Origin of the sequence: Streptomyces polyasparticus (genome assembly GCF_014493765.1) — a bacterium.
GTDB lineage: Bacteria > Actinomycetota > Actinomycetes > Streptomycetales > Streptomycetaceae > Streptomyces > Streptomyces polyasparticus.
The window spans coordinates 1-14,992 of record NZ_JACTVJ010000039.1; the positions used below are offsets into that span (position 1 = coordinate 1).

Below are 14,992 nucleotides of genomic sequence, written 5' to 3' on the forward strand. Positions count from 1 at the left end.
GGCCTCAGCCGACACGGTCACGTCTGTCATCAGGTGTTACTTCCTGCTCGAAGATCCACCGTTGACCGTACAGACCCGCTCATGGCCGCACGCCGCGCACCCGACACCACCACCGGATGGCTTGCAGTCGCGCACCCGAACACCCCCACCCACCTCATCCACGCCCTGTGTGAGGCGCTCAGCGACCCCGCTCCCGTACCCCGACCGGTGCCCGCGCCGCCCGGCACCACCATTACCCACCCGTGAACCCGGCATCCGCCACCACGGGGTTGAGGGCCCGCGACGATTGGCCGCCCACGCGGCGCGGCGCGGGCCCTCATCCCGCCAGCGCCGCTCCTGCCCCGGCCGCATCGGCCCCATCTCAACCAGCCCAGGACGCAACGATGGAACGCCGCCCCGCACTGCCCGACCCGGCCATGGTGGCGGCCGAGCAGCATGTCCCAGCACCGGGCACCCGTCTGCTCGTCGACCACCTCGACTGCGCTGACCCGCACACAGAGCTCGCCGCCCGGCACCCTCCCGGCGACCGCGCACACCGCCTGGTCAGCGCCCTGCTACGCACCGCGGCCGAACTCGATGACGCCTACCGCGACGCCCGACAGGCCGGAACTCTCCTGCGCGAACGCCGATCACGCATCCACGACACCGAGGCTCCCATCCGTGACCCAGGCGTCCTGCAGACGGCGCACGACTTGGAACACGCCCTGCAACGCTGCGAGTCGACCGACACCGCCCTGGTGCGGCTGCTCGCCGTATATCTCGACCTCGTACGCGACGGTGCATAGCCCAAGGCAGCCCTCCCCGCGAACAGCTGCTGATCAGAGGGCTCACCCGAAGTGCTGAACTCACTCGGCAGGCAGATCCCTCCAAGAAGGGCCCGGGTAGCCCAACAACATCAACAAGCCGACGCCGCTTGGCCCATCACACTTCTGGAAAGGGGGCGGGCGCCGTGTCCCGTCGCTCGATAGTCCTGCTGGCCGCCGCCTCCTGGCTGACCCTGGCCGCGGCGCCGGTCGCCGCTGAACCGCAGCCCGCGCCCGCCTCTCACACGGCCGTACGCGGGACCACCTGCACCGTCATCGTCGACTCGGCCGTCGTACGGGACAAGCCGCGCACGAGCGCCACCGCACTCGGGGTCGTCCACTTCGGCGACATCTGCCACGTCCACGGACCGGCGAATGGCCGCTGGATCAAGGGCACCTTCACCAGCCGAGCGCTCGCCGGCTACATCAGAGCCGACCTCGTCTCCCTCGGCACCGAAAACCTCACCCGCACCTGACCGTGCCACGAACGACGGCGCGGTCTCCCGAGCGTACCGCGGAGTAGTGCACCGCGTCCTTGGCGAACGCACGCGCGCCACGGTGTCCAAGAAGGAGGTGCTGTCGAGGCCGACCGCTCGGGCGATCAGCTCCTCCAGTGGCGGAACGGGTCGAGAGTGCTGACCTCCTGCAGTGGGCAGCGCGCGGGGAGCGAAGTTTCACGTTGGGCGATCAGGCCGTGGACTGATCGCCGATGCGAGACATGAGCGGGGTCACTCGGTGTGCTGAACCAAGTGCCGTTGAAGGTCCGTTGTGGAACACGCGGGTAGGCCACCGATACATGCGGCTCACGACGAGGCACCCGACCGTTGCGGGACGGGGGAACCGTCAGGGTGTGGGCCGGTAACAGGGCGGACGAGGGGGAGGTGGTTGATGGCCATGAAACTGCCGGAGACCGTTCACAGCCCGTATCGCGCGGCGGTGCACAAAGTCCTGGTCGGGGCGCGCACCCAACTGCGAGCCTGCGCGGACAGCGGCACCAGTCAGGGCGATGTCCCCGGCCTCGAAGCGCTCCTCGCGCAGGAAGCCGGCCTCGCGGACACATCGCTCGCGGACCCTCAGCCTCGACCGGGCGTCTGGGCCGTACGAGAAGCCGCGCGACTGCTCCTGTCGTACGCGGACCTTGAACACCCGGCGCGCATGACGGACAGCAGATTACTGAGCCGCTTGAGGACACTGGACGAGTTGCCGCTCCAGCGACGCATCGAGCTCGTCGCGGATGCCGCCGAGCGCACCCGGGCGCGGTCGGTGACCACCGTGCACCTGCCGCCACCGCCCCTCCCATCGGGTGGTCAACAACCGTTGTGACGCGTGGAGAACAGCGGACTGCAGCAGGATGCCGATGGCTTCGCCATGCACCTCCTGACGGCTCACCGCATGCAGAGGATCAGATGGTGAGGGGCCCCGACGCCGGCTCCACGAGGTCGAACTGGTGGGCACGCACACTGCCGAAACGTCGATCGCCGGAGTCGCGGAGAGGGCCGAAGTCGTACGCATCGATCAGCCGTCCGCGCAGGTGAGCCGCGTTGACAGTCTTCGTCGACGCCGGAACACGGCATAGACCACCACTCTCCAGCTCGGCCTTGGCCCAGGCCGACTTGGGTACGCGTACCGAGCCCCAGACCCAGCGGCGGCTGATCGGGCCGGTGACGCCGATGATGAGTCCGGGAGGCGTGCCCTCGCCGGCCTGCCAGGACTTGATGTACCGGTGGATCTGCCACCAGCCGACGATGCGCTCGTAGACCTCCTTGTCCGGCAGATGCAGCCGAGGCATCGCCCCTGGACGCTGGTCGAACTCGTTGTTGAAGTCGGCAGTGCTGATGAGGACGACCAGCGCACCGCCGAGTTCCGCAATGTCATCGCGCGTAAGCGGCGGCTTGTACGCGGACTTGGCGAGCGCGGCCGGTAGACCGAGCGGGGCGAAGTGGCGGCGATGGCCATGTACCCGGTTGAAGATCCCGGAACCGTTGCGTTCGGCCGGGTTGCTCCAGAAAGTTGAGATCAGTGCGGCTTCGACCGCGAACGACTGCTGCTCGTCGTCGCACGGGAAGAGCTCCACGATCGGAGCCATGCGTCGCTTGTGGAGGCGCTCAATCCACTCAGCAAACTCAGGATTGTGCGAGCCGTCACGATGCTTCTCCACCCGGTTGCGGACGCCTTTTCCTATGTATCGGACCTCCCGGGTTTCCGGGTCCCTGTAGAGGTAGACGTAGTACTCGGCACTGGAGTCGTTCGATTCGGTGATCGTCACGGCGGCAGCGTACGGACGTGAGGCCCCGTTGACGAGGGGAGGAAGCGGATGATCCAGGCGTGAGTTGGAGGAGTGGTGTCCCGCCACTACACCAGGGGGTAGATGCGGCGAGGGGAATTCACCTGCCGCATGGTGACCGTGGCGCCGAACAGGACTGAGGGCTACGGGGGGCTGGCCAGCTGTGCGTGCAGCTGACTTGGGAATGGATGATGCTGAAGTCCTGGTCGAGGCGCTGCAGGGCGGGCGCAGCCCGGTGCCGCAGGGCCACGGGGTCCACGCCCTCGGGGACACGGTGGGTTTCGAACGTGGGGTCTTACACGACGCCTGCGTCCTCGAGAACCGTGGCGGTCTCGTCACCGTACGGGCCGTCCACGATCCAGCCGCGTTCCGGGTGCTCGCCGACAAGCAATGACTTCCTCGTCGGCATCGGGCTCACGGTCGGTACAGGTTCCAGCCTTCGGCGACATTGCGCCTCTCGGCCTCCGCTGTGGTGCGCAGAACGGTGTCGCCGATGATGCGCTGGACCAGGTCGCCGGCGTGCTCGCCCAGTCCGGCCTGCCGAGCGGCGAAGGAGCACAGTTCCCTGATGCCCGACTCGCCGTACTCGGTGATCCAGGCGTCCAGGGTCAACTCGCCACCGACGTTGGCCCGATAGTCCGCGCGGTCACGCCGCTGTACGGCAGCGATCACCGCCATCACATGCTCGATCGCGGGGGCGGAGATCCCGTGTCGGGCCGCCTCAGCATGGAGATGAGTGAGGTCGGGGTTGGCGTCAGCCGGGTGGATGGTGACTCCGATTCATCGGTACGGCGTGCTGGTCGTAAGAGTGCTGACACCACGATAGATGCGCCGCCCGCGGACGAGCAGGGCGGTGGCCGACCTTCGCAGATTGGCGGTGCGGCCGGACCGGGCCGGCCCTCAGTTGGGAACCGGCCCGGTCCGGCGGTGCCTGCTCAGCCCTGCTTCACAGCGGCAGCCAGCCGGTACGTACGGGGCCGATCGGAGACCTGCTCGGCCATCCCCTGTCCTGTCAGCGTGACCAGCGAATTCGCGATGGCGCCCGAGGACTTACCGATGACGCGGCTGAGCCGGGTGGCAGTGAACGCCTCGGTGGGGTGGGCGGTCAGGTGGTCGATGACCAGCTGCCGAAGAGCCCCAGGGGCGAGCCGCTTCTTTTCACCCGCTACCTCCGCCTCCGGGGACGCCTGTGGGCTGCCGGAGTCCGGAGCGCCGGGTGCGCTCGTGTCGGCGACTCCGCTGTCCGGGTCTGCGGGCGTGCTGTTGGTGAAGGTGGATTCGGCTGACGGGGGCACGGTGGTGTCGCCCTGAGCCGACGGGCCGATGGCGGGCTCGGGTTCGAGTTCCGCACCGGTCGGCACATCGTCACCCTCGTCTGCGCGATCAGCGGTCGTTCCCGGTTCGTCGGCCGGGGCGGGTGCGGGCCGCCAACGGTCAGGAACGCGGCGGGCACCTTCGTGGCCACCACGGGTGCGGACCGCCAGGCCGTGCTCTTCCAGAGTGACCAGGGCCTTGCCGGTTGCGGAGCGGCTGATGCCGGCGGCCAGGGCGAGTTCGGCGGTGGTGGCCGCGCCGGTGACGGCCGCGAGTTCGGTGTAGATCGCGGCCGGGATGCCAGTGAGGCCGGTGAGCGGCTGCGGGTCGGGGACGGCGCGCAGGGCCCGTACGGTGCGGTCGGGCTCGTTGTTGTCGGTGTGGGACATGGGAAACCTCGATCTCTGGTTGTGGAGAGGGATGTTGAGGTCCCCGGCCGGGGTGCGGCCGACGATCACGCCGGTCGCGGGTGTTCGGGCGGGTGCGTGCGCAGCGCAGGATTCCCGGCCGAACGCGGCCTGCCGACGCGTGGGTTCACCGATGCGTGGCCCGGGCCGATCGGCCGCTTGGCGACCATCGACGCTCTCTAACGTTGGGTCTGTCAAGCGGGTCGTCCGATCGGATCCGCGCGGCGTGAAGAGAGCGGTCGGTGCTGGTCAGGAGCGCACGGGGCGATTGGCGGCGTGGTGGGTGAGGAGCTGGTCGTGGAGCTGGCGGGCGCGGTCGGGGCCGATGTGCAGATCGCGGCGCAGTCGCCATACGCTCACCGATCTGCCGGTCGCTGACCGTACGGATGCGTCCAGGGCGAGAGCCCGCTCCCACACGTCGCCCACTGGCGGGCGCTGCGCAACGCCCTGGCCCACGGGGGCCGATGGGGCCATGTTCGGCGCGCTGTCGGCCGCGACGGGCCCCAGCTGGCGCAAGACTGTGTCGGGTGTCGGTGGCGCGGGCGTGAACAGCCCAGATTCTGGGGTCGATTCAGCGGCTGCATCCGGCCGATCGCTGATCGAGGCGTGATGGCGTACGGGCAACGAGCCTGCGGCTGGAGCGGCGCCGGGCGCGGTCAGTTGGTCAGGGAGCGGATCGGTAGACGCGAGCGGATCGGCCGGTTCGGATTGGCCGCTCGCCTGGAGGAGCGGCGCAGCGGCTCGGCGATACGCGGCGATCGTCTCCGTGACGAGGACGAGCAGCAGCGTTGGTGTGGCGTGCAGGACCACACCCGCCAGATCGGCGTCGGCGGGCCAGCCGATCCGGCCGGTCGGCCACAGCGAGGGCCACACGTTCATCAAGGTCGCCACGGTGCCGGTGAACCAGCGCAACGCGGTCGACCAGCCGGACGGGCGTACACCCCAGGCGGCAAGCCGGGCCTCGCCATAGAGCGCCACTACCAGCCCCAGGGCCAGCATCGGGTCCAGGAGGCCGGCGATCGGCCACGGCACGCCCCGACTGACCGCGAAGAGCGTCACATTGATCGCCGTCGACACCAGTGCCAGCACTGCCACCGCGGACAGCGCGCGGGTCAAGATGAGCAGGAACCGGCGCGCCTCCTCCGGCGTGGGCCGGCTGTTCATCGCCCCGCCTTCTTCTGGGCGGCGGAGGGCCTGGTGGCGCCGCGGAAATCCGGCCGCGATGAGAGGTCGACGGTGCGTTCCCTGACGTGTGCGCCTGGCCGGGGCGCGTCGATCATGCGTCCCTGGCCTGCGTAGATCCCGACGTGAGTGATGTTGCGCGGGCTGCTGCCGAAGAACAGCAAGTCTCCTGCGGCCGGTGGGGTACCGCGGCGCAGGTGCGGTCCGTGGTCGTACTGGGCCTGGGCGACGCGGGGAATGCTGACACCGGCGGAGCGATAGGCAGCCTGGGTCAGGCCCGAGCAGTCGAAACCGCCCTCACGTGGTCCGTCCCCGCCCCATACGTACGGGGTGCCGAGTTGGGCGCGGGCGAAGGCTACTGCCTTGGCAGCGGCGCCACTTGGGGCCGGAGAGGCAGATGCGTAGGCGGCCGCCTGCTTGAGGACTTTGCGTACGTACCAATCTGCATGATTGTAGTGCCAGATAGCCTTTTTGAGGTTTTTGCCGTTCTTGGCTCCATTGGAGCAGAGGAGACGGGCGGCGGCATAGACCGCGTCGACCGGGTCCCAGGGTGTCGGCGGACGCTTTCCCCCTGGTGGGACGGGGTACGCGTACGCCCGAAAGGTAGTCGGGAGAAATTGCATAGGTCCCACTGCTCCCGCCGAGGACACCATGGTCGGATGCCGTGCGTGATCCGTTTCGACCTTGCCGATCGCCGCCAGGATGGTCCACGACAGGCCGGGGCATTCGGGTGCCGCGCGCTGGTAGAGCGCGAGGTAGTAGCGGGGGATGTCGGCGAGGGCGTGCTTGCTCGGCGTATCCGATGAACTGCCCCCTCCGGGGGTGAGCGAGCCGAGGAATGCGGCGACGATCAAGGCGGCGAGCAGGGGCAGTGCAACGAGCGTGCAGCCGACCGCGCCCGCGGTCTTGGCGAGCGCACTCATGGCCCGCTCGCAGGCGACGGGGGAAGGGGCGGGACGGGCAGGGTGAGGACGGTGTCGGCGTCGGTCACCTCCAGGCCGGTCGCCTCGGTGAGGTCAGGCCAGACGCCGGCGAGTTCGGTGAGCGTGCTGCGATGGGCTCCCGGGGCGAGGGGGGTCCACCAGCGGGCCCACGGGGTGTCGGTGGTGAAGTCGAGTGACGAGGTGGCGATATGCAGGTTCAACTCGTGGGCGGTGTTCGCCAGTCGGCGCCGTAGGGCGAGGTCGCGCGATTGGGTGCGGGTGAGCAGGAGGAGCGCGGGGCGGGTGCCGGTTGTGGTGGTGAAGGCGGCGTAGCCGGCGAGTTTGGCTTCGACGCGGGCGAGGGTCTGGCTGCCGGTGTCGTACTCGAGGAAGAACGGCAGGACTCGGTCGCCCTCGCACCAGTGGGCATACGCGTCGGGGCGAATGATGTCGCCCCAGCGCCGCGCGCAGGACTGCTCGGACAGCCATACCTGCACGCCCGCGCTGGGGGCGGTGTGGGTGCGAGCGGTGAGGCGGACGAGGAAGTCGTTGACGCCGAGGTCGTGCCCCAGCGAGGGCGAGTAGGCGATGCGGCCGGTGGAGGTGGGGCGCCAGCCGGTGACCGCCACATCGAGGCCGGCGTGCGCGGCGAGCAGAGCCGCGCCGGCGGGCCCGAGGGTGTAGTGCTCGGGGGCGGAGCCGGTCTGGTGGAGCGGGCGGAAGGAGTCCACTACGCCGAGCTGGTGCAGCGTGCGCAGACGGCGTTGGGCCGAGCGCAGGCCGGTGAAGGCGAGGTGGGCGATATGGGTGGCGGTCAGGACGCGGTGTTCGTGCAGCATGCGGATGAGCCACAGATCGCGGACGGTCAGACGGCCGGTGAGCGCGACGATGTCCGTACGTCGTCCGGCAGAGGCGGGACGGGAACGGGTGGTGGCGGCGCGGGCGGTGTAGCGGGAGCCGGGGCCGTTGGAGGGGCGTGGAAGTGCAGGCATGTCATGTCACCACCAAGGGGAGGGCGGTTACGGCTGGACGCGACGGGTGTGGTGGCCGAAGCGGGCGGCTGCGGTGCGTAGGTCCGCGGCGCGGCCCGGCACGGCGGGCGGCAGGGGCCGGGTGGTGAACGTGAACGCGGCCGTTTCCGCGCCGGACGCCAGCAGGCGGGCGGCGGCCTGGAACGGACCCAGGTGCGCGAGGTCGTGCGCGGCGAGGGTGGGGAGTGTGTGCCGCTCCAGAGTGTTCGCGTCCTCCGGGGAGGCGTTGAAGTAGACCTTGTTACGGGCGTTGGCGGAGATGCCCTCGCGCAGGTCACGGGGAAGCTGGGCGAGGTTCTGGTGCGCGAGGGCCATGGAGAGCCGGTAGCCGCGGGCCTCGGCGAGCATGTCCTCCAGCGGGTACGGCAGGGACAGGAAGTTGTGCGCCTCGTCGACGTAGAGCGAGGCGTCGATGCGCTGGTGCTCCGGGGTGTGGGCGCGTGCGGCCGCGGCCTGCCACACGCCGGCGACGATGAACGAGCCGAGGAGGCGTGCGGTCTCCTCGCCGAGCGCCCCTTTGGGGAGGCGGGCGAGGAGGATGCCGCCGTCGAGGACCTGGGCGAGGTCGAAGGTGGAGGGGCCGGCGGAGATCGCGCGGCGGGCGAAGTCGCGCAGCAGGAAGGCACGCAGCTTGTTCATAACTGGGCCGATGACGACGGCGCGGGACGGCTCGGACATCGACTCGTACCAGGCCCAGAAGCCGCGCAGCACCGGGTCCTTGAGCGCGGGCACCAGGCGTAGCCTGAAGGCGTGCTCGCCGAGGAGGCGGGGCACGTCGGCGAGGGTCACTAACTGGCCGGTGCGCTGCTGGTGTTTGAGGAGGGTGAGGCAGGCGGCGCGCATGACGTCGTCGGTGCGCGGGCCCCAGAAGGCGGAGAAGATGCGGCGGAAGATGCCGGTGATGTTGTCCACGACGACGTCGATGTCCGTGCCGTCCAGCACGTTGAGGCAGGGCGGTGTGTAGGTGTCGTCGGGGTCGATCAGGACGAGCCGGTCGGCGCAGGTGTCCGGGAGTCGGTCGAGCAGATCGGTGACGAGGTCGCCTTTGGGGTCGATGACGACGACGCCGCGGTGGTGGCGTGCGTCATCGAGGGCGAGCTGGGCGAGCAGCGTCGACTTGCCGCAGCCGGTGGCGCCCATGACGTGCAGATGCTGCCGGGCATCGGGAACGGCGACGCCCACCGGGCGGCGGGCGCCGAGGTCGCTGCGGCCCAGCGGTTTGACGCCGCCTCCGGATACGGGCTCGGGAACGGAGGGCGGTGGGAGGACAGAGCGGGCCCCAGCCCGTTGCAGGCCGGGCGCATCGGCGTCGAGCGGCAGGTGAGCGAGGGCGGCGAGCTCCGGGACCGACAGCAGGGCCGAACGAGGCGGGAAGCAGCGGCCGTTCACCCGGGCCTCGGGATGACGCAGGCGAGCGCGGGCGAGCCAGTTGCGGTCGGCGTAGAGGCCGAACGCCGAAGCCAGGGCGTGGGCGCGGCCACGCACCAGCTTGTCCGCGTCCTTGTGGTCCGGGGCGCAGGTGGCGGTATAGACGATGCCAGCCTGCCATTGCGGACCGGCGAGCTTGACCGCTGACTGTCGTACGGCTGCGTTGTGTTCGGGATCCTGCTTCCCGGTCGCCGAGGGTTGGGGACGGTGCGCGAGCAGCGCGCCGAGCGACGGCAGGCGGCCGTTGCTCTGGCCCGCTTTGAGGCGGCGCGCGGCATGCCGGGCGCGGCGCAGGGACAGACCGGTGGCGGGGCGGGCCAGGATCTGTACGCAAGCGGTCTCGCCATCGCGCATGCCGGTGGCGGCCTGCAGCAGAGCGCGGATCGGGTCGGCCGGGTGATCGGTGCGCAGCGGCAGGGCCTCGGGCCGAGCCGGGCGCAGGCGGCCCGCCGACACCGTGTGCGCGGGGGCGACGGGCGGGCTGGGCTCGGTGAGGCGGGTGTGCGCACCAGGCCAGGCGGCCTCCACGGCACGACGTACGAACGCAGTCGGTACGCGGCCGGGCAGCCACAGCCGGATGGTGAGCCCGGTGTGACTCCAGGCGTACTCGAAGCCGAGGTGTGGCTGGCCCGACCAGATCCGTTTCCACCACGGGCGCGCGATGCCGGCCAGCTGCGCCCACAGCACCTCGCCTCCCTTGGGAGCCACGGACGGTGGGGCGAGGATCTCCACGCAGCGGGCTCCGTCGACGAGCTTCGCGTGGCCTGCGGCACGCAGCTGATGGCGAGTCACATGCAGGACTGACGCTGTGAGCAGAACGGACGACACGAGGAGCGGCGCGTGCGCCGCGCACCAGCCCACCGCGCACCCGAGCGTGGCCTTCCAGAACGTCTCGGGATGGAGGAGGAAGTCGACCAGCGGGCCCGCGGCCCACAGCTGGGTGCTCACATCTCCCACCCCGCCTCGTCGTCGCCGTCCGATTCGGGGTCGGCGTAGAGGTCATCCGGATCAGCGGCGGCCGTGGCGGAGTTCGCCTCGGATTCCCGAAGAGCAGCGAGGAACTCCGGGTCGGTGGTGATCACGGCATGCTCATCGGGAGCGGCGACGCTCGCGAAGGCGACCTTCCGCCGCTGTACGTCCCCGGTGAGCAGGAGCGCTTCACCGCGCGCCGCGGACAGCAGGAACTCCCGCTCGCCCGCGCTGAGATGGAAGGTCTCGGTGATCTGGTCGATGGCCTGCGGCGCCTGCCGCAGCAAGACCTGGGTGGCCGCGTTGGAGACGATCGCGCGGCCGAGCGGCGAGGCGAGGACGTCGTCGGCGTCCTGAGTGATCACCGCGAGGCCGGTCCAGTGCTTACGGGCGGCCTTGGCCATCCGGAACAAGAACCGCGCGCCGGCGCCTTCGCGCATCAGCAGCCACGCCTCGTCGACGACCACCAGGTGCTTCCCGGGTTCAGGACGGTGTGTGACCTGGCGCCAGATCGCATCCAGGGCGAGCAGCATGGCCGGGGCCCTGACCTCCTCGGGCAGCTGACGCAGCGCGAACACCACCAGATGCCCCGACGTGCTGAAGCTGGACGGTCCGTTGAACTGCGCGGCGTGCGAGCCGGAGACGTACGGAGCGAGCCGGTCGGCCAACTCGGTCGCGGTCTCACCGCCGTCCTCTGCCAGGACCTCGGCCAGGTGGGCGAGGTGGGGCGGGGTGCGGCGCCAGGTGCGCGGGTCGGTGGTGATGCCGGCCCGTGCGTAGGTTTCGAGCAGTGCCCGGTCGAGGACGGCCTTGTGGGCGGGGGTGAGGTCCGTGCCGAGGAGGACGGCGAGGAAGGTGTGCAGGAACAGCACCCTGCGGGTGAGTACGTCCTCGCCGCCGACCGGCTGAGGAAGGTCGAAGGGGTTGACGCGGACGCCGTCCGCGCCGAGCGCGATGACCTGCCCGCCGACGGTCTCGGCGAGACGTACGTACTCGTCCTCGGGGTCGATGACGGAAGCGGTCACCCCGGTGAACAGCAGCCGCAGCAGCTCGAGTTTCGTGCCGTACGACTTGCCGGCTCCGGAACGGGCCAAGGTGATGGAGTTGTAGTTGTCCTGCGCGAACCGGTCCCACAGCACCGGCACGCCGGAGGCGGCGTTCAGCCCGTACAGCACCCCCGTCGGTGACCCGCTCTCGTCGACGGGGACCGGGAGATCGGGGCTGGTGAACGGGAAGCAGGCAGCGAGCGCGGCGGTATCGAAGGTCCGGCGGATCTTGAGGGTGTCGATCCCGAAGGGGAGGGTGGCGAGCCAGCCTGGCAGCGCCCGGTACGTGGTCGGAGCCACCGACACGAGCAGCGACTCGGCGACCGCGCGCACGGCGGCGACCTGCTCGGCGAGCACGTCCGGGTCGGCGGCGTGCACGGTCAGATACAGCGCGACACGGAACAGCTTCCCCTCGCCGCGCGCGATCCGGTACGCCAGATCCGCCGCGTCGGCCGCGGCGGCCTCCAACTCCGGCTCGTCCAGGCGTCCCTTGTCATAGCCGGTGCGCCGCCCGGATTCGAGGCGGGCGCGCTGCTTCTTGAGCCCGGCCGCGGCAACGGCGTTGGGGATGGGGTCGATGTGCAGGGCGATGTCGAGGTGGCCGGGGAAGTTCAGGAGCGGTGCGAGCCAGCCCGGGGTGACCTCGGCCGGATATCCGGTGACCACGAGCGTGGACGCCAGATGTCCGCCGATGGCGAGGGTGCGGGCGTGGACTTCGACGGCCTCCGGGCCCGTCACTTCCAGCAGTTGGCCGGCGTCGAGCGTCGCGTCCGTGGCGGTAGGTGTGCGGCGGCGGATCATGAGAGATCTCCTGCGAACGGGCCGGGCGCGGGCGGGGCTTCGGGGTTGCAGGCGGACGCCACAAGGTCAGCCGCGCCGGTGACGTCGAGCGGGGTGACGGCGATCTCCGCGGGGGCCAGGGCGCGGGCCGCCTCGGACAGCCGCTGCACGGCCCGCCCGGAACCCGCGCCGCCCCGGGTGCCGGCCAGGTGTTGCTCCTCGCGGGCCACCAGGACGATCTGCCGCCCCAAGAGGTCTCCGCTGCCGGCGAGTTGCGCCAGGAAGTCGGCGTGCGCGCGAGCCGCCGCCTCCAGGGCCGGGTGGGGCAGGGCGGGTGCCTCGTGCTGGAGCCGGTCGGCGAGCGGCGCCAGGTCGATGCGGTGGCACCGTACGAGCAACTGCGTCGGTCCGGTCAGCGAGTTCAGCCATCGTGCGAATGCGGCGATCAGCCCCTGCTGCTCGGCCGCCGAGCGCAGGTCGAAGTTCACGCTCGTACAGGTGGCCAGCGCTGCCTGTCCGTCACGGCGCAGGTCCAGCACCCCAGCCGCCGTGATGCCCGCACAGGGCAGACGCATCGCCACGGGCGGCGCACCGGCCGCCTTGACCAGCCCAGGACTGATCAGATCGGGCAGCGGCGGCACACCCTCTGGAGCGTGCACTCGCCGCCTGGGGGTGCGCGTGTGGCGTACGGCGGCGAGCAGGAAGCGGTCCAGGCCGATCCCTTCACGCCGCCCCACCGCGACGACGGTTACCGCTCCGGCGATGGGCAGGATCATCACCAGGTACGCGAGGGGTGCCATGAACGGGCGGCTGGCCCAGTACCCGCCGTACAGCACCGCCGCGGCCGTCGCGAGCATGGCGACCTGGCGGGCCGTGAGCTGGCCCAGAACCTGATCATCCCTGGAGACGTCAGCAGGGATACGGACGCTATCGATGATGTCGGTGTCACTGTGGGTGGAGTTCATGGCGGGCTTCCTTGCTCCTCAGAGGCGGGGTGGTTCCAGCGGCAGACGCAGCTGCACTGGACGGGGCGGGCGCACCCGCACGCGGGTGGCCGGGACGGGCAGGGCCAACTGCCGTCCCCGCATGGCCGATGCCGTACGAGCTGTGGGCTGCGGTCGTGCGGCAGGTGTTCCGGCCGCGGTGGGGCGGGGGCGTCGTTCAGCAGGGATCGGCAGGCGGGTCTGCACCGGGCGAGGCGTCGTTCGTGACGTCGCCGTGGCCTTGGGGACCTTGATAGGCAGGGCGAGCTGCTGAGCGCGGCGCGCTGAGGCCGGATGGATCACCGACCGTGGCCCGGACGGCACCCGCATGCCGGGCGCTCCGGTTGATGGACGGGCCTGTGTCGGTCGCGACGCTGCACGCCGGCGGCTCGCTGCCGGGGTGCCGGAGCCTGCAACTGCGGACGGTGCCTGGCCGGCGGCTGAGGCGGGAGCGGCCCCCGGGCGTGCTGATGTCCCTGCTGCTCCGGCCGAGTTGGTAGTTCCGTGTCGACGGCGGCCGGTCGCACTCACCGCTCGGGCGACCGCTCCGGCAGGCCCGAGCTTGGACCCGGACAGCACCCAGCGGGCCAACCCTCCACCGGGCCGCCGACCGCCTCCGCCGCCGCGACCCCCACCACCGCGAGGTCCACCGCCCCCACCCGAACCGGCACCAGAGCCCATAGCGCCGCCGCCGTGGCCTCCGCGGCCCATGCCGGGGATCGCGGACAACACACGGTTCATCAGTCGCCACTTGACCGCGGTCTGCACCATGCCCAGCGGCCCGAACATGCTCGACGAGGACCGGAACACCGAGCGCAGACACCAGCCCGGAATCTTGAACAGGATCCAGAACAGGGCCACCCCGGCCAGCAAGGTTCCCAACTGCGAGGGCTTCGGGAACCCCAGGAACGTCGCACCGGGTGCGAAGAAGAGCTTCAGCGCGACGATGAACGTTATCGACTGCGCGACCTGGATCGTCAGACACCCGGCCAGCGCCCGCCACCACATCCGCGCCACACCCTCGGTCGCGGGGTGTGCGTGGCAGGACAGGGCGAGCGGCGCGGAGACGGCGAGCAGTGCGATCACGGCGATGCGCACGATGTATCCGACGAGCACCGCCAGGATCAGCACGATCATGACGATCGCCAGCAGCAGTGCGTACAGCTTCAGCCCGGCGAGCCCGAACAGCACGGCCGGGATCATGCGCTCGACCAGCCCCTGCCCGGCATCGCTGAGATCGGTGCCCATGACCGCGTGGGAGAGGGCGTTCGCCAGACCGATCGCCTTCCCCATCACCGTCAGGGACAGGGCGGCTGCGATCATCCCGATCAGCAGACGCGGTGCGATCTGCTTCAGCGCGTACCGGGACTGCACCGTCTCGTAGCCCATGACGGTGACCCCGCCCGCGGTCACGAACAGCACGTAGATCCCGGCCGTGATCCCCAGCATGCTCGTCCACAAGGCACGGATGGGCTGCTGCTCGGTGACGTCCGGAGTGGACAGCAGGGTGTCGGCGAGGAGCTCCCGGATCGGCTTCATGACCTGCTCGATGAGCTGGCCCAGGAACACCGTGATCGCCTTCACGATCATGCCTGGGATGTCGAAGAGCGCTCCGAAGCCGAAGCCGCCGCTGTCGTCACAGTCACTGTCGTCGCCGTCGGCCTGACAGGCGCGCGGCATCTCACCCGGCGACGGCTCGCTCGGACGCGGCCGATCATCCGGATCAGGACGGCTGGGCGAAGGCTCAGGATCAGGCTGGTCTGGGCCTGGCGTCTCAACGGGCGGGCCTGGCTGCGGATTCGGCTCCGGGGGGTCAGGATCAGCAGGCGCCGAAGGTGCCGC

General features: G+C 70.5%; 15 protein-coding genes. 5 read left to right on the top strand and 10 right to left on the bottom strand.

Going from position 1 to position 14,992, the window contains the following annotated elements; genetic code table 11:
* Positions 1–81 precede the first annotated feature (81 nt).
* From H9Y04_RS43360 to H9Y04_RS43375, 4 genes are all read left to right on the top strand, one after another.
* Positions 82–246 carry a DUF317 domain-containing protein gene (locus H9Y04_RS43360; RefSeq protein WP_236072155.1) on the top strand — a complete coding sequence of 55 codons (165 nt, stop codon included), beginning with the start codon at positions 82–84 and terminating at the stop codon, positions 244–246.
* Between the two features lie 137 nt (positions 247–383).
* Positions 384–785 carry a hypothetical protein gene (locus tag H9Y04_RS43365; protein ID WP_187819779.1) on the top strand — a complete coding sequence of 134 codons (402 nt, stop codon included), beginning with the start codon at positions 384–386 and terminating at the stop codon, positions 783–785.
* Positions 786–949: 164 nt separating this feature from the next.
* Positions 950–1,279 carry an SH3 domain-containing protein gene (locus tag H9Y04_RS43370; protein ID WP_187819780.1) on the top strand — a complete coding sequence of 110 codons (330 nt, stop codon included), beginning with the start codon at positions 950–952 and terminating at the stop codon, positions 1,277–1,279.
* A gap of 412 nt (positions 1,280–1,691) precedes the next feature.
* On the top strand, positions 1,692–2,126 hold the full coding sequence (locus H9Y04_RS43375) for a hypothetical protein (protein WP_187819781.1): 435 nt from the start codon (positions 1,692–1,694) through the stop codon (positions 2,124–2,126).
* Between the two features lie 79 nt (positions 2,127–2,205).
* Here the strand turns inward: H9Y04_RS43375 and H9Y04_RS43380 are convergent, their stop codons facing one another.
* On the bottom strand, positions 2,206–3,069 hold the full coding sequence (locus H9Y04_RS43380) for a hypothetical protein (protein WP_187819782.1): 864 nt from the start codon (positions 3,067–3,069) through the stop codon (positions 2,206–2,208).
* A gap of 202 nt (positions 3,070–3,271) precedes the next feature.
* On the opposite strand from H9Y04_RS43380, the gene H9Y04_RS43385 reads away from it, so the two are divergent.
* The gene (locus H9Y04_RS43385; RefSeq protein ID WP_187819783.1) at positions 3,272–3,481 is read left to right on the top strand and encodes a hypothetical protein; all 210 of its coding nucleotides are present in this window, start codon (positions 3,272–3,274) and stop codon (positions 3,479–3,481) included.
* 20 nt (positions 3,482–3,501) lie between these two features.
* Here H9Y04_RS43385 and H9Y04_RS43390 read toward each other — a convergent pair whose 3' ends face one another.
* From H9Y04_RS43390 to H9Y04_RS43430, 9 genes are all read right to left on the bottom strand, one after another.
* A complete protein-coding gene (locus H9Y04_RS43390) occupies positions 3,502–3,765 on the bottom strand; it encodes a hypothetical protein (protein WP_187819784.1) in 264 nt (87 codons plus the stop codon).
* 257 nt (positions 3,766–4,022) lie between these two features.
* Entirely contained in the window at positions 4,023–4,790 is a 768-nt protein-coding gene (locus H9Y04_RS43395) for a hypothetical protein (RefSeq protein ID WP_187819785.1), read from the bottom strand.
* A 267-nt stretch (positions 4,791–5,057) separates the two neighbouring features.
* Positions 5,058–5,972: an extensin gene (locus tag H9Y04_RS43400; RefSeq protein WP_187819786.1), complete on the bottom strand. Its 915-nt coding sequence runs from the start codon at positions 5,970–5,972 to the stop codon at positions 5,058–5,060.
* Positions 5,969–6,913 carry a C40 family peptidase gene (locus tag H9Y04_RS43405; RefSeq protein WP_187819787.1) on the bottom strand — a complete coding sequence of 315 codons (945 nt, stop codon included), beginning with the start codon at positions 6,911–6,913 and terminating at the stop codon, positions 5,969–5,971. Before H9Y04_RS43405 ends, H9Y04_RS43400 begins: the two co-directional genes overlap by 4 nt.
* Positions 6,910–7,905 (bottom strand): replication-relaxation family protein, encoded by a 996-nt coding sequence (locus H9Y04_RS43410; RefSeq protein ID WP_187819788.1) that lies wholly within the window; start codon positions 7,903–7,905, stop codon positions 6,910–6,912. The genes H9Y04_RS43405 and H9Y04_RS43410 overlap by 4 nt, the downstream gene beginning before the upstream one ends.
* Positions 7,906–7,932: 27 nt before the next feature.
* A complete protein-coding gene (locus H9Y04_RS43415; protein ID WP_187819789.1) occupies positions 7,933–10,320 on the bottom strand; it encodes a TraM recognition domain-containing protein in 2,388 nt (795 codons plus the stop codon).
* Positions 10,317–12,188 carry a VirB4 family type IV secretion system protein gene (locus H9Y04_RS43420; protein WP_187819790.1) on the bottom strand — a complete coding sequence of 624 codons (1,872 nt, stop codon included), beginning with the start codon at positions 12,186–12,188 and terminating at the stop codon, positions 10,317–10,319. Before H9Y04_RS43420 ends, H9Y04_RS43415 begins: the two co-directional genes overlap by 4 nt.
* On the bottom strand, positions 12,185–13,132 hold the full coding sequence (locus H9Y04_RS43425; RefSeq protein WP_187819791.1) for a PrgI family protein: 948 nt from the start codon (positions 13,130–13,132) through the stop codon (positions 12,185–12,187). Before H9Y04_RS43425 ends, H9Y04_RS43420 begins: the two co-directional genes overlap by 4 nt.
* A gap of 18 nt (positions 13,133–13,150) precedes the next feature.
* Positions 13,151–14,830, bottom strand: coding sequence for a hypothetical protein (locus H9Y04_RS43430; protein WP_236072157.1), 1,680 nt, complete (start codon positions 14,828–14,830; stop codon positions 13,151–13,153).
* Positions 14,831–14,992: the final 162 nt, after the last annotated feature.

Excerpts from the sequence above, each read along its gene's own strand:
- H9Y04_RS43385 (WP_187819783.1), top strand. The coding sequence starts at position 3,272 with ATGGATGATGCTGAAGTCCTGGTCGAGGCGCTGCAGGGCGGGCGCAGC.
- H9Y04_RS43375 (WP_187819781.1), top strand. The coding sequence starts at position 1,692 with ATGGCCATGAAACTGCCGGAGACCGTTCACAGCCCGTATCGCGCGGCG.
- H9Y04_RS43395 (WP_187819785.1), bottom strand. The coding sequence starts at position 4,790 with ATGTCCCACACCGACAACAACGAGCCCGACCGCACCGTACGGGCCCTG.
- H9Y04_RS43360 (WP_236072155.1), top strand. The coding sequence starts at position 82 with ATGGCCGCACGCCGCGCACCCGACACCACCACCGGATGGCTTGCAGTC.
- H9Y04_RS43390 (WP_187819784.1), bottom strand. The coding sequence starts at position 3,765 with ATGGCGGTGATCGCTGCCGTACAGCGGCGTGACCGCGCGGACTATCGG.
- H9Y04_RS43420 (WP_187819790.1), bottom strand. The coding sequence starts at position 12,188 with ATGATCCGCCGCCGCACACCTACCGCCACGGACGCGACGCTCGACGCC.
- H9Y04_RS43430 (WP_236072157.1), bottom strand. The coding sequence starts at position 14,830 with ATGCCGCGCGCCTGTCAGGCCGACGGCGACGACAGTGACTGTGACGAC.
- H9Y04_RS43410 (WP_187819788.1), bottom strand. The coding sequence starts at position 7,905 with ATGCCTGCACTTCCACGCCCCTCCAACGGCCCCGGCTCCCGCTACACC.
- H9Y04_RS43400 (WP_187819786.1), bottom strand. The coding sequence starts at position 5,972 with ATGAACAGCCGGCCCACGCCGGAGGAGGCGCGCCGGTTCCTGCTCATC.
- H9Y04_RS43425 (WP_187819791.1), bottom strand. The coding sequence starts at position 13,132 with ATGAACTCCACCCACAGTGACACCGACATCATCGATAGCGTCCGTATC.
- H9Y04_RS43405 (WP_187819787.1), bottom strand. The coding sequence starts at position 6,913 with ATGAGTGCGCTCGCCAAGACCGCGGGCGCGGTCGGCTGCACGCTCGTT.
- H9Y04_RS43365 (WP_187819779.1), top strand. The coding sequence starts at position 384 with ATGGAACGCCGCCCCGCACTGCCCGACCCGGCCATGGTGGCGGCCGAG.